The following is a 14,041-nucleotide window of genomic DNA, read 5'->3' on the forward strand; positions in this document are numbered from 1 at the left end:
ACAGCGATGCGTCGACGGGGCGACACGATGCCGTAGCGTCGGGCTCCGACCAGGTCGGCAGCCGCGTTTCCCGAGGAGTTCGTCTGTGTCCGAGAGGCGTAGCCGGAATCAGTGGCTCTCCGAGCGTCGCCGGTCGGCGGTGAGCGGCCTCATTGCGGTGGGCACGGCTGTGCTCCTCCTCGGCCTTGACCGCGGCTGGGCGCAGATGTCGGTGGCGGACGTGTGCGTCTTGCTGCTGCTTGCCTATCTCTTCCCCTATCTCCTGATCACGGTGATCGCCTTCTCGACCGCCTCTCCCGAGCGCGTACGCAACTGGGCAGGCCGGGAGACACGGGGTACGTGGCTCCAGCGGTACGTGTACGGGACGGCCCCCGGACCGGGAGTCTCCATCTTCATCGCTGCGGCGGCGCTTGTGGTGGCTGTGGTGTGGCGGCCCGGGCACATCGGCTCCTCGTTCGAACCGGTCGCTCGGGCGGTGGTGGCGCTCACCCTGGTCGCCGTCGCCTGGATCTGTGTCGCCGTGTCCTTCGCGGTCGCCTTCCAGGCCGACAATCTCCTGGAGGGTGAGCGGGCGCTGGAGGTCCCCGGCGAGGAGCCCCCGATCTGGAGCGACTACGTCTATTTCGCCTTCTCGGTCATGACGACGTTCGGTACGACCGACGTCACCGTGCTGTCCCGGGAGATGCGTCGGACGGTGACGGTCAACGCGTGCATCGCCTTCGTCTTCAACACCGTCACGGTGGCCAGCCTCGTCTCCGCTCTGGACAGCGTCTGACCAGCACCAGGCCTTGTTCTGGCGGCGCGCCACGCCCACTTCATGACCCCACTCGTGACGCTCTGTCAGGCCATGTCCGAACTCCCGTTCGCTGTGGGTGCGCTCACGGCCACGGCTACTTGCGCCGAGCCCCGACGTTACGGCTGGAATGCCGACCTGAGGCCTTCCTGCATGGGCGACGGGCTGTTCCTCAGATCCGCTCCCACCACCCCAGTGTCAGAATGATGCCCTTCTTGACCGCACACTCGAACGTATGCCCCCTGAGGGAGAACGAGATTGAGGAAAGGGTCACCGATGTCGCCGTCGCCAGGACGATGGCCATGCCGATCTCCCAGGACATGAAGAACCCGAAGAGGAGGGTGGGTATGAGCATGATCAGGCTCCCCACGCTTGCCTCACGGAGAACCCGGCTCCAGCTCGCCTTCTGCCACGACCGTGCTCTGCCGGAATATCCCTGAAGGGGGATGTGGCGGGTAGAGCCGCAGACGTCGTCGGTCATGAAGGTGCTCTCCCGAATGGTTTTTTGCTAGTGCTGCCGGCTGGCGGGGTCGCCCGTGGCGACCTGCGCGAGGGCGTAGAAGCTCTTCTGGCCCAGCCCCGCAGCCTCGGCCGTCTTGAGATTGCCCACGGCGGCCGCCAGCACATTCGCGTGGAAGCCGGCACCCCTCATGCCGTCGACGCAGGTCTCGCCTCCATGGGTGAACACCGAGAGCGTGGCCTGGTCCGTCGTGAAATCGCCGCTGCCGATCGCCGCCACGGCCTCCCCGGCCGCGTCCTTCAGCGCCGCGAGAACCTTGTCGGTGGCCTCGCCGAGGACATCACCCGGAACGCCCTGGCTCTGGGCATAGGCCACGGCGTCGACGTAGGCGGCCAGCGCGGCAACGTACACTCCGCCGACGATCGTGAGGTCGACCGCGCTCGCGGCCTGCACCTGGTCGGAGACGAACCGCATCGCCGGACCGAGTGCGGCGAGCAGCTTCTCGTGCTCCGCCCAGGCCTCGGGGCTCCCCGAGAAGAGCACGTAGCCGCGTTCGGTGCCGATGTCCTGGGGGAAGCAGAGGATCGCGGCGTCCAGGTAGGGGACGCCCTTCTCGACGGCCCATGAACCGGCGTTCTTCGACTCGTCCGTCGAACTCGTTCCCGTGTTGAGAAGTGTCTTGCCGTTCCAGTCCCCGACACACTCCAGGCTTTGGAGCACGGATTCGTAGGACGGGGCGCAGGTCAGGATCAGACGGGCGGACGCGACCGCCGTTTCAAGGTCCGCCTCGGCCTCGATTCCCGGCAGCTCGGTGGCCAGGGCCCGAGCGCGTGCCTTGTCCGGGTCGTACGCGGTCACCGTCCAACCGGACTGTGCCAACGCTCGGGCGATCGACGATCCCATGAGCCCGTTGCCGATCACCGCAACGTCACGCTCGGTGTGGTTAGTCATTCGTGTTCATCTCATTTCTGGACAGGCCCTGAGACGGGTTTGCGGCCGCTTCGTGGCTGCCGAACGGCAGCGAGGGCGAGGACCTGAGAGTGATGCTGTGGTGACAGGGACCCGGAGGGGGTCTCTGTCGAGGTAAAACTCGAACTCGATTCGACTTTAATTTTAGGCTCGTGCGCGGTCAAGCCGGGATTGAGGTTGTGGCGTCAGGAGTGGTCCTGCTCCCGCGTGCCGCCGCCCTCGCGCGAGGGCGATCGACAGGTGCGGCTGATACGATCTCGAATTGTGTTCGAGAAAAAGTTGACAGCCCAGGCGGTGGCTCGTCCGGCTGTGCAGCGTCGCGGCATGGAACGGAGGCGGGCCATCCTGGACGCCGCCGAGGAGCTGCTCTGCGAGCAGGGCTATGAGGCGGCCACCCTGAAGGCTGTCGGTGAGCGGGCGGGCATCCCGATCGCCTCGATGTACCACTACTTCTCCGACCGACATCAGGTCGACGCCGAGCTCCTGCGTCGACATCTGCAGGCGGTCGAGGAGCTCATCACCACCGCCCTGGAAAGCTCCGAGCTGCCCACGCTGAGAGAGGCCGCTGACGTCGTCATCGACCCGATGCGCGACTATTTCCGCGCGCATCGCAGCTGTGTCGAGCTGTGGTTCGCGGGTCGCAACGAGATGGTCAGCGACCTGGTGCGAGAATTCGACGCGGCGCAGGCTGACCGGCTCTGGCGCCTTCTTGTGGAGCGGGGGCTGCTGTCGGCCGACACTCCCCGGCTCGTCCTGCACCTCGCCTTCGAGGTGGGCAATCGTCTCTTCGACATCGCGTATCGGCAATCGCCGACTGGCGACGACGTCACGATCGACGAAGCGCGCCGCATGGTGACCGCGTACCTCGAGACCTACGCCGTCTGATCGGGCGATCCGCGTCACGCGAGCGAGTCGCGCCGCGTGACGACGGGGCGTGGCGGCTGTTTGTGCCCTCCTTCGGGGCGTGCTCGCCGGGCTCGGACGGCCCGGCCCTCCGGTAGGGCGTCGTATGCCGTGTCCGTCTCGATATCGCCCAGTGGATCCGGCCCGCCGATGCGCTCGGTGCCCGCCGACGGCATCGCGACGGCTGCGTATCGGCAGGCGCGGTGTCGGTGGGTGACCAGGGCATCGCCATGACCTGACCTCCCAGGTGCGAGGTCGAGGCGATGCCCTGGTCAGGGTCGAGCCGGGGGCGTCCCTGGCGCACCGACTCGACGACTTGGTGGCGCGATGAGCCCGCGAGTGCGGCACGTCATCGCATTCTCCGTCTTGCCGACGCCTTCGAGCGGGCGAGATCCCTGTCGCGGTCTGGCTCGAAGGCTGCGGCAAGACTCAATGTGGAATTGATTTCGAGTTTAGTTCTAGGGCGGATTCCGTCAAGGTCCCGCCGGTCATGACTTCCACTGGACATGCTGCCCCTCCCCGCGAGCATCCCTGCCCCTCGCCCACCGTGCTCCAAGGCGCCCTCAAAGATCGCCCACGAGCAGGGCCTGCTCCGCCCAGATCACCTTCCCCTCGCGGCCGTGCCGTGTGCCCCAGCGCTTGGCGAACTGGGCGACGAGGAGCAGTCCGCGGCCGCCCTCGTCGTATGTACGGGCGCGTCGTAGGTGTGGGGCGGTGCTGTTGGCGTCGAAGACCTCGCAGGTCAGCGTGGACTGAAGGATCATCCGCAGTCGGATCGGGCTCTTGCCGTAGCGGATCGCGTTCGTCACGAGTTCACTGACGATGAGCTCGGTGGTGAAGGACAGCTCGTCGAGGCCCCAAGCGGTCAGCGTGTCGGAGGCGAAGCGGCGCGCCCCGGCCACGGCAGCCGGGTCCGAGGGGAGGTCGAGGGTTGCCACGTGGTCCGCGTCGAGCGACATGGTGCGGGCCACCAGGAGGGCGATGTCGTCGACGGGGCGCTGGGGCAACAGTGCGGCGATCAGTCGGTCGCAGACCTCGTCCGGTGACTCGGACTCCTGGGTGAGGACGTCGCGCAGCAGCTCGCGAGCGGTGTCGACGTCGCGTGTACGGCTCTGGATGAGGCCGTCGGTGAACAGGACCAGCAGGCTCCCCTCTGCCAGTTCGAACTGCACGGTCTCGAAGGGGAGTCCCCCCAGGCCCAGCGGCGGGCCGATCGGCATCTCCGGGAACTCGACGGACCGGGAGCCGGAGGTGTCGCCCTCGCGGTCCGGGGGAGTGGCCACGGCCGGCAGGACGTGTCCGGCGCTGGCCAGCGAGCACACGCGGGAGACGGGGTCGTAGACCGCGTAAAGGCAGGTGGCGCTGGTCTCGCCCGCATCCTCCCCCTCCTCGTGCTGGAGGCGGATGACCACGTCGTCCAGGTGCGTGAGAAGTTCGTCGGGCATCAGGTCGATGTCGGCGAAGGCACGCACCGCCATGCGGAGGCGGCCCATCGTGGCGGCGGCGCGCAGTCCGCGTCCGACGACATCGCCCACGACGAGGGCCACTCGGGCTCCGGACAGAGGGATCACGTCGTACCAGTCGCCGCCCACGCCGGCGCGGGAGCCACTGGGCAGATAGCGGGAGGCCGCGACGACGGCGGACTGCTCCACCGTGTGCCGCGGCAGCAGGCTCCGCTGGAGGGTGAGCGCGGTGGAACGTTCGTTGGTGTACCGGCGGGCGTTGTCGATGGACACCGCCGCTCTGGCTGCGATCTCCTGGGCGAGGAGGAGATCGTCCTCGTCGAAGGGCGCGCTGCTTCCCGTACGGAAGAACTGGGCGAGGCCCAGTGTCTCCCCACGGGCCGCCAGGGGAAGCAGCATGGCCGAGTGGAACTCACCGCGCGGGTGGCCTCCGCTTGCGTCGTACGAGGCGTCGGATGCCCCGACGCGGCGTAGTACGGGCGTGCCGGTCGCCAGTGCACGGGCCGGCTCCGATTCCGCCGGGTAGCTGTGTGTCCGTCCGGTCGGTACGGTGAACTCCGTGGTGCCGTCGTCCGGTACGGACCGCTGGGCGACGCGGCGGAGCGGTGACGGCTCCGACGGTGGCGACGCGTCCTCGTCGTCGAGGACGGAGGCGAGGAGGTCTACGGTGGTGAAGTCGGCGAAGCCTTCGCCGCCGACGTCCACCAGTTCCTGGCAGGTACGGCCGATGTCGAGCGTGGTTCCGATGCGTCGGCCTGCCTCGTTGGTCAGGATGAGCCGCCGCTGCAGTCGGCGGTCGCGTTCCTCCTGGTAGGCCGTGACGATGTGCGTGGAACTGCGGTCCACGTACGCGAAACCTGCCTCCATCAGCCGTAGTGCCGCGGCGTTGACCAGCTCCGGATCATCGGTGAGCGCGGGGACCTCGGCCTGGATCAGCCGGAGCAGAGCAACATGGCCGAGCCGGTAGCCGCGCAGGAGCGTGCTGATCGGCACCCCGTTCCGGGCGAACCGCCGGGCGAGCTCCACGGACTGGGGGGACGCCGCGACCTCTGCCGCGTCGAGGCCGTGCTCGAGCACGGCCAGAAACGTGACGACGTGACCGGCCGTCTCCTCGGCCGCGAGGGCCGTGATCTCCTCGTACTTCCAGGGCTCGGGAAGCCTGCTGCGGGTGTACCGCAGCATGGCGTCGACCGACTCGTCTGTCCGTGGCCTGAGCTCCTGAGCCAGACGCCGGAGGAGCGCGTCGACATCGGTCCTCATAGTGGCATTGTCCGGAAAGGTGCGGCCGCCTGCCACCGGGTGAGGTGGCGGTCAGGGGGCGGGGGCAATTGACGGACCGCGATCAACCATGCGTAAACTCGAAATCGATTCGGCATCGGTTTCGATTGTACGGTCAGCCGTGCCTGCCTCTCCAGCACCCCGGCCCAACAGGTCGGCTGCGGGGGCCACCCGGACCAGCAACGCCCGACGCGGGCCACGGTGGGACCCGGGCCGTCACCCCACCCGCACCCTCGCTGCCCGGAGGCTTCCGTGCGCTTCCCTTTCGTTCAGGCTCCGCCCGGCGGTCCGCCCGCACCGACACGCGACGCCGACGGTGCCGCGCGGCGCGTCCGGCGAGCATTCCTGGTCGCCAACGCAGTGCCCCTCGCCACAGGTGTCGTACTGTCCTGCTCCACAACCCTTTCCGGGACCCACGTGTACGGGCGGCTCACGTTCGGCCTCATGGGGGGAATCCTGCAACTCGGTGTCTTCCTCGCTGCCGTGGGGTGGTACGAGGACCGGTCGACGTGGCTGTGCGATCCCGCCGAGCAGCCCCTGGCTTCCGGCCGGTCCCACGCCGGTCCTGTGAGTACGTCCTCCACGCGAGAGTCCGGGCGGTGACCCGGTGACGACTCCGCTCCTCCTGAGTTCGGGCGTACTCGACCCCGTCGGCTCGGCCGCCCGGGCTTCCGTGATCAGTGCCTTCCTGGTCTTCATCGGCCTGTGCCTGCTGTGGGTCTTCACCCTCGCGAGCCAGGACGACCGTCCGGAGAACCTCTACGTTGCCGACCGGTCCCTCTCGCCGGTCTTCAACGGCTTCGCCCTGGCAGGTGAGTTCATCACGGTCGTCGCCCTGTTCGCGATCTCGGGGGCGATCGCCCTCTTCGGTTACGACGGGTTCGCCTCTGCCGTCGACAGCGTCCTCGCGCTCGGTGCGCTGCTCCTCCTCGCGGGGAGGATCCGTGCCAGCGGGCACTACACGCTCGGCGGCCTGTTCTCCCTGCGCGCGTCGGGCCGGGGACCGCGCACGGCGGCAGCAGTGGTGACGCTCGTCATCACGATCCCCCTGCTCATCGTCCAGCTACGGGCCGCCGGCATCAGCGCGGCCCTCCTGCTCGGCATGTCGAGCAACGCGGCCCAGGTGCTCTGCACGGTGCTGATGGGTTGCCTCGTCGCCTGCTTCGCGGGGGTGGCGGACCTGAGGGGCACCAGCTTCGTGCAGGTCGTCAAGGTACCTGTCACGCTGGTGACGCTCGCGGTGGTCGCCCTGCTCGCCCTGCGAAAGTTCTCGTGGAGCCCGGGCGCCCTGCTCTCGGCCGCGGTGGAACAGAGCACGGATCCGGACGCGTATCTGAGCAGGGGGCTCTGGGCGCACACGGCGGGCCTCGGCCCTGTGAACACGATCAGTGACCACATCGTCGTCGTCCTCGGCACGGCGATGATGCCCCACCTGATCCTCCGTGTCGCCGCCGCGCGGAACGGGTGGTGCGCACGCCGGTCCACGAGCATCGCGGTGGGTCTCACGGGTGCCTTCTACCTCCTCCTGATCACGGTCGGATTCGCGGCGGCGGCCGTGGTCGGCAGCGAGGTGATCGGTGGGGTCGACGCGAACGGTCAGGGGGCCCCGATCCTGCTCGCATCCGGCGTCCTCGATCGGGCGTCGACGGCACGCGTGGTCCTCATCACCGTGATGGCGTGCCTCGCCTTCCTCGCCGTGCTGACAGCGGTGACCAGCGTGACCTTCGCCGCCGCCGTCTCCCTCACACGTGACGTCATCGTCAGGAACGGCCGCCCCCTCACGGATCAGGGCGAGATCCGGGCTCTTCGCTCGGTCGTCGTCGCCCTTTGTGTGGGCGGGCTGGCGCTGTCCGTCGCCGTCAGCCAGTACCCCGTCGAGTTCCTGGTCACCTTCTCGCTGAGCGTCGCGGCGACGTGCGTCTTCCCCGCGCTCGTCTACTCCTTCTACTGGCCGGGGTTCAACCGCCGAGGGCTGTCGTGGTCGGTCTACGGCGGGCTGTTCCTCTGCACGGTACTCACGTTCTGCTCACCCGTGGTCTCCGGCACCGACTACGCACTGTGGCCGGAAGCGGCGTTCGACTGGTACCCCTTCCACACTCCCGGTCTGTTCTCCGTCCCGGTGGCTTTCCTCCTCGGATGGCTCGGCAGCAGGAGGCCGACCCGGCGGGAGGAGGGGGATTCTCGAAATCCCGGTCACGACCGGGTGGAGGCAGAGAGAACCGGGTGGTGATCTGTTCGCCGGCCGTGCCCGTTCTCACGTAAGAGGCGGCGGACTGCCGGGCGCCGGGTCCGGTCACCTCGGACCGCACGGCTGCTCCGACGGCGAGTCGCCGACGCAGGCGGTCGCGGCGCCCCGGCCGACGCAGCAGGTCCTGACAGCGCCTTCCGCCGGTCCCGGCCGGCGACGAAGCCTGTCGACTCGTCATCGGCCCCAGCCCGTTGGTGACAGTCGTGCACACATGCGGAAGGGGCCCCGCGGACCTGCCGATAGGAACGGCAGTCCCGAGGCCCCCTCTGCCCCACGGCCCGGTCAGTTCACCGGAGCCGCGCCGCGTCGGGCGTTCCGCCGGCTTCCGTTGATCCGGTCGTTGATCCGGTCGACAGTCCAGATGGTCCGCAGTCCTGGAGCCCCCATCATCACGGGGCGTCCGAACTTGGGCTTCTTCACCCAGAGGGCCTTCAGGTCCTCGTGCTGCTCTCCGTCCACGATGTGGTCGGCGATGAGCGAGCCGAGGTACGGCGCCTGGGCCAGGCCGTGGCCGTTGCAGGCGACCGAGTAGAAGACGTTGTCGCCGATGTCGCCGGCGAGCGGAAGCCACGACGTCGTGATCCCGATCCATCCGCCCCAGGCCCGAGCGGCCGCGACGTCGGCCAGCGCTGGGAAGCGGGTCTCGAAGCCGCGTGCGAGGTCGGCGACGACTGCCTCGTCCGGCTTCCTCAGGGGAAGCGGGTAGCTCTTCCCCCGCTGGATCCGACGCACGCCGAACACGATGGTGTTGCGCGAGGTGAGCCGGTAGTTCTCCATGAAGTTGTGCTGGGTGACCACTCCCGAACGGCTGGTCCAGCCGAGTGCTGCCAGCCGCGCGGGATCGATGGGCTCGGTCTCCACCTCGGTGACCCAGATCGGCACGGACAGTCGCTTCGGAGCGATCGCCAGCTCGCCGCCGAAGGCGTTCGTCGCGAGCACGAGCTTCCTCGCGCGCACCTCACCACCGGGTGTCATGACGGTGATGTGATGGCCGTCCCGCGTGATGTCGGTGACCCTCGTGCGCTCGAAGACCCGGGCACGCGACGAGAGGACGGCGCGGCGGATGCCCAGGCTGAACTTGCCGGGGTTCATCATCCCGCCGACGGACTCGCGAAAACCGCCGAGGAATCCGCGGGGGATGCCCAGCTCCGCACTCGTGCCGAGCTCGACCTTCCCGCCGGCCTTCCGCAGGATCTTGGTCACGCGACGCACGCGGCCCATTTGCCCACGGGACACGGCGGCGCAGACGTTGCCGGTGGCCTCGTAGTCGCAATCGATGTCCAGCCGTTCGATCAGGTGCTCCACGAAGTGCGCGGAGTTCTCGGCGAACCGGACGATGCCGGGGAACTTCCTGGGGTAGAGGATGTTCAGGAACTGGATGTCGCCGCCCGGGGCACCTGCCAGCTGCCCGGCATTGCGCGAAGCGGAGCCGTGGCCGCAGAACTCGGCTTCCAACAGCACCACGTCCTGGCCGCGCTCGGCCAGGCGCAGCGCCGTCGACATCCCGGCCAGTCCGCCGCCCACGACCGCCACCTCACAGGTGATGTCCTCTTGCAGGGCGGGCTGGACGTTGCTGGGAGGGTCGACCCATCCACTGAAGTTGGTGTACTCGACGTTGTCCGTCTTCATCACACGTTCCTTGCTTCGTGTTGTCAGTGGCAGAGGCTCGACTTCAGGCCAGCCGGCGCTTGAGGATCTTTCCGCTGCCGGTCATCGGCAGGCTCGACACGATCTCGACGATGCGGGGGTACTTGTAGGAGGCCATCTGCTCCTTGCCCCAGGCGACGAGCTCGTCGGCGGTGAGGGCGGCGTCCTTCTCGGGGATCACGAAGGCCTTGACCTCCTCACCATGGCTGTCGTGCGGGACGCCGATGACCGCCGCGAGGCTGACCGCGGGATGGGTGTGGAGCACCTCCTCGACCTCGCGGGGGTAGACGTTGAAACCGCCGCGGATGATGAGGTCCTTGGCCCGGTCGACGATGTAGTAGAAGCCGTCCTCGTCGCGTCGTGCGAGGTCCCCGGTGCGGAACCATCCGTCACGGATCGCCTCGGCCGTCGCCTCCGGGCGGTTGTAGTAGCCCTTCATGACGTTGTGGCCCCTGATCGCGATCTCGCCGACCTCCCCGGCCTCGGTGACCTCCGTCCAGTCCGGTCGGATCAGCTTCAGTTCCACGCCCCAGATCGGGACGCCGATCGAGCCCGGTCGGGACGGGAGCCGGGGGTCGCTGAACGTGGCGACGGGCGACGTCTCGGACAGCCCGTACCCTTCGAGCACGGTGACACCGAGGCGCTGCTCGACCCGGTTGATGATCTCGACCGGCAGGGCCGCCCCACCGGAGATCCCGATCCGCAGGTTGGCGGCGATCCGGCGGACGTCGACGTCGTCGGTGAGGGCGTTGAGCAGCCCCCACCACATGGTCGGAACACCCGCGAAGAACGTGATCACCTCGCGGCTCATGAGCTCGACCACCTCACGGGCGGCGAAGCGCGGCACGAGGTGCAAGGTCGCCGCGACCGAGAACCCCGCGTGCATCTGCACCGTCGCGCCGAAGGTGTGGAACAGGGGAAGGCACACCACGTGGCTGTCGGCGGCCGGTTCGTTGCGGAACAGCCGGTTGTTGGCCAGCACGTTCATCATCGTGTTCGCGTGGGAGAGTTCGGCGCCCTTGGCCTGTCCCGTCGTTCCCGACGTGTAGAGGATGACCGCGGTGTCGGTCGGCTCCCTGACCACCGACTCGAACACGGTGCTCATGCCGGCGAGTGCCTGATCGAGCGTCTCCGTACCGGCGATCGGGCTGGGAGATTCCTGGTCGGCGGTGATGACGAAGAAGTGCTCGACCGTCTTCGCCTCGAGGTAGCCGGCATGACCCTCTGCGGCCATGGCGAGCTCCGGGGTTCCTTCGAAGCAGAAATACGCCGAGACGTCCGCGTCGCCCAGGTGGTAGGCGATCTCGCGGCCCTTGAGCAGCACGTTGAGCGGGACCACGACGGCACCCGCCTTGAGCACGCCGTAGTAGACGATGGGGAACGAGGGCAGATTGGGGCAGCTGAGGGCGACCTTGTCACCGGGGCGGATGCCCCGGGACACCAGAAGGTTGGCGACCTGGTTCGCCGCCGCGTCGACCTGGCGGTAGGTCAGCCGGGTCGGGCCGAGCACGAGCGCGTCCCGGTCCGGGAACGTGCGGGCGGAGTCTTCGAGGAGGATCGAGAGGTTCAGCAAGGTGGTTCTCCAGCGGCTCTGGTTTGGTCATCGGGTGATCTCGACGACTGAGTCGAAGACGTCAGCCGCCAACCGCTGCGTCGTTCATCCGTGTCCCGAACACGACAGCGGCGCGATTCACAGCGGAAGGTCCGGCGAGTCGACCCCGACCACCCGGTCACCGCAGAACACGCGCACCGACTCGGCGGGGCCGTGACCGCCGATGCCGGACGGTCCCCAGAAGCTCTGCGCGGAATCGTCGCCGAGGTCGGCGAGCTTGGCGCCGTTGACCCGCACCTCGCCGGACAGCACGCGCGAGCCGACCTCGATCGCGCGTTCCGTGTCGCCGCCGAACACATAGGCATCGAGTCCCGACGGGTGGGCGTTCGCGATGCGCAGCGCCTCCTCGTCGGAATCGACGGCGTGCAGGGACACCACGGGACCGAACAGCTCCGCAGTGGCTTTCGCCGGGTCGGCCCCGGCGGCGACGGTCGGCGAGAGGAAGAACCCGTCGAGCTCGGGCAGCCGGGCCGGCCGGTGGACGCTCGCCCCCAAGGCGCGCAGTCCTTCGATCCGGCTCTCCAGCGTCGCGAAGTGCGGTGCGTTCGAGATCGGACCGAGCTCGGCGCTCTCGTCGAGCGAATGACCGATCACGACCTTGGAGATGCGCTCGGTCAGCGCTTCGAGCAGCGGCCGCACCAAACTCCTGTGGGCGAGGACCTTGCCCGGCCCCTCACACCACTGGCCGTTCAGCTTGGTCATGCCCTCGAAGATTCCGTCGGCGGCGACCTCGACGTCGGCGTCGTCCAGGACGAGCGCGGGGTTGTTGCCGCCGAGCTCCAATTGCAGGACCTTGAAGTCCTCCGCGGCGGCCCGGGCGATCGCCCGGCCGGCGGCCGGACCACCGGTGAACGACAGGACCTTGATGCGCGGGTCACCGGTCAGTGCGGCACCCACGTCGCCCCGGCCGTGTACGAGCTGCAGCGCGCCGCTGGGCAGCCCGGCTTCGACGAAGCACTCGACGATGATCTGCGCGCTGCCCGGTGCGTGCTCCGACGGCTTCAGGATCACCGGGCAGCCCGCCGCGACCGCGCTCACGACCTTCGCCGCGGGGATGAAGCTCGGGCCGTTCCAGGGCGTGAGGATCGCGGCCGGCCCCCACGGGACCTTGTACAGGCGGACATCGCGGCCGCCCGCCGCCAGAGCGCGCACCCGGGGGATGTTCAGCAGGTCCGCCGCCGTCGCCCGGATCCTGGCGGGCAGGAACGCCGCCACCTTCCGGGTGACGCCGATCGGCACACCGCTGGTCAGGGCATCCGTGCGGGCGATGTCCTCGACTCGGGTCTCGATGAGCGCGGCGACGCGTTCGAGCACGTCGGCGCGCTCCTGGCGGGCCTCGTCGTCCCACCGGCCGACGCTGTACACGCGTTCGGCGTGCTGCAGCGCCCGCTCGATGTCCTCGGATCCGGTCGTGACCATGCGGTGCACCGGTTCCCGGGTGTTGGGGTCGACGTTCCATTCGCCCTGGATCGTCTCGCAGTCGCTCCAGGCGTCCGCGATGTAGTTCACCGGCTGGGGAATCGTCGTCTCGCCGCTCGACATGTGAGTCACCTCTGCATCCGTTGTTGGTCAGGCCTGGAGGTCGACGACGACGCGCGTCACGTCACCGCTGCGCATCGCCTTGAAGCCCTCGTTGATCTCGCCGAACGGGATGACCTGCGTGACCATCTCGTCGAGCAACAGCCGCCCCTGCTGGTAGAGGCGCGCGAGCTGGACGATGTCCTGGCGCACCTGACCCGAGCCCATGTACGAGCCGATGAGGCGCTTCTCGCCGAAGAAGAAGTCCGACGCGGGCACCTTGAGCTCGGTGCCCTCCGGGGCGATGCCCACCAGGCACGCGGTGCCGGTCGCCCGCACCACCGAGAGTGCCGTGGCCGCGGTGCGCGCCGAGCCGACGGCCTCGAACGAGTAGTCGACGCCGTCGCCCAGCAGCTTCCGAACCTCCGCGGCGACGTCCTCGGCACCCCCGTTCACGACATGCGTCGCGCCGTAGCCCCGCGCGGCCTCAAGTCGCGCCTCGTCCAGGTCGATCGCGACGACGGCCGAGGCCCCCGCCAGTCTGGCTCCCTGGATGATGGCCGACCCGACGCCACCGCAGCCGATCACGGCGACCGTGCTTCCCGGACGCACCTGGGCGCCGCGGAAGACGGCGCCGACGCCGGTGATGACACAGCACGCCAGGAGACACCCCACGTGCAGCGGCACCGCGTCGTCCAGCTTCACCAGCGCGTTCTCCCGCATGAGGGTGTGCCGCGAGAACGCGCCGACGTCGCCGAGCCGCTCGACCGGCTCGCCGTTCGTCAGCTGGAACGCGGGACGCGGGCGACGACGGACCTCCGCCACGCGCTGACACTGCGTCGACCGGCCGGCCTCGCAGTTGACGCAGCGGCCGCACGACGGCGTCAGCGCCCCGACCACGCGGTCGCCGACACGCAGTCCGGTCACCGCGGAGCCGGTCGCCTCGACGACTCCGGCCACCTCGTGACCCACCACCACCGGCAGGTCGGTCGGCACCGTGCCGGTCATGTAGTGCAGGTCGCTGTGGCACAGGCCCACGTGCGAGACCGCGACGCGCACCTCGTCGGGCTCGGGATCGTCGACCTGGATCGCGGTCATCTCGAGCGGTTCGTTCACCGCGGTGAGCACCGCGGCCTCTGTGTCGATCACG

General features: G+C 68.9%; 10 protein-coding genes. 3 read left to right on the plus strand and 7 right to left on the minus strand.

The window, feature by feature from the left end:
* Window positions 1–85: 85 nt before the first annotated feature.
* A complete protein-coding gene (locus ACZ7G1_RS13735) occupies window positions 86–775 on the plus strand; it encodes a DUF1345 domain-containing protein (RefSeq protein ID WP_452909517.1) in 690 nt (229 codons plus the stop codon).
* Window positions 776–965: 190 nt separating this feature from the next.
* Here the strand turns inward: ACZ7G1_RS13735 and ACZ7G1_RS13740 are convergent, their stop codons facing one another.
* A complete protein-coding gene (locus ACZ7G1_RS13740) occupies window positions 966–1,274 on the minus strand; it encodes a hypothetical protein (protein WP_385554694.1) in 309 nt (102 codons plus the stop codon).
* Between the two features lie 27 nt (window positions 1,275–1,301).
* A complete protein-coding gene (locus tag ACZ7G1_RS13745) occupies window positions 1,302–2,204 on the minus strand; it encodes an FAD-dependent oxidoreductase (RefSeq protein WP_470871269.1) in 903 nt (300 codons plus the stop codon).
* 282 nt (window positions 2,205–2,486) lie between these two features.
* Between ACZ7G1_RS13745 and ACZ7G1_RS13750 the strand changes: the two genes are divergently transcribed.
* Window positions 2,487–3,107, plus strand: a complete 621-nt coding sequence (locus ACZ7G1_RS13750; RefSeq protein ID WP_017241827.1) for a TetR/AcrR family transcriptional regulator — start codon at window positions 2,487–2,489, stop codon at window positions 3,105–3,107.
* A gap of 581 nt (window positions 3,108–3,688) precedes the next feature.
* Here ACZ7G1_RS13750 and ACZ7G1_RS13755 read toward each other — a convergent pair.
* Window positions 3,689–5,848 (minus strand): ATP-binding SpoIIE family protein phosphatase, encoded by a 2,160-nt coding sequence (locus tag ACZ7G1_RS13755; RefSeq protein ID WP_470871267.1) that lies wholly within the window; start codon window positions 5,846–5,848, stop codon window positions 3,689–3,691.
* A gap of 625 nt (window positions 5,849–6,473) precedes the next feature.
* Here ACZ7G1_RS13755 and ACZ7G1_RS13760 point away from each other — a divergent pair.
* On the plus strand, window positions 6,474–8,096 hold the full coding sequence (locus ACZ7G1_RS13760; protein WP_470871265.1) for a sodium:solute symporter family transporter: 1,623 nt from the start codon (window positions 6,474–6,476) through the stop codon (window positions 8,094–8,096).
* A 300-nt stretch (window positions 8,097–8,396) separates the two neighbouring features.
* Here the strand turns inward: ACZ7G1_RS13760 and ACZ7G1_RS13765 are convergent, their stop codons facing one another.
* The 4 genes from ACZ7G1_RS13765 to ACZ7G1_RS13780 form a co-directional block, all read right to left on the minus strand.
* On the minus strand, window positions 8,397–9,743 hold the full coding sequence (locus tag ACZ7G1_RS13765; protein WP_470871263.1) for an NAD(P)/FAD-dependent oxidoreductase: 1,347 nt from the start codon (window positions 9,741–9,743) through the stop codon (window positions 8,397–8,399).
* Between the two features lie 43 nt (window positions 9,744–9,786).
* The gene (locus ACZ7G1_RS13770; protein WP_470871261.1) at window positions 9,787–11,334 is read right to left on the minus strand and encodes a long-chain-fatty-acid--CoA ligase; all 1,548 of its coding nucleotides are present in this window, start codon (window positions 11,332–11,334) and stop codon (window positions 9,787–9,789) included.
* 117 nt (window positions 11,335–11,451) lie between these two features.
* Window positions 11,452–12,915, minus strand: coding sequence for an aldehyde dehydrogenase family protein (locus ACZ7G1_RS13775; RefSeq protein ID WP_470871259.1), 1,464 nt, complete (start codon window positions 12,913–12,915; stop codon window positions 11,452–11,454).
* A 27-nt stretch (window positions 12,916–12,942) separates the two neighbouring features.
* The gene (locus ACZ7G1_RS13780) at window positions 12,943–14,040 is read right to left on the minus strand and encodes a Zn-dependent alcohol dehydrogenase (protein ID WP_449472459.1); all 1,098 of its coding nucleotides are present in this window, start codon (window positions 14,038–14,040) and stop codon (window positions 12,943–12,945) included.
* Window position 14,041: the final 1 nt, after the last annotated feature.

The organism is Streptomyces sp. NPDC037273 (assembly GCF_055603625.1).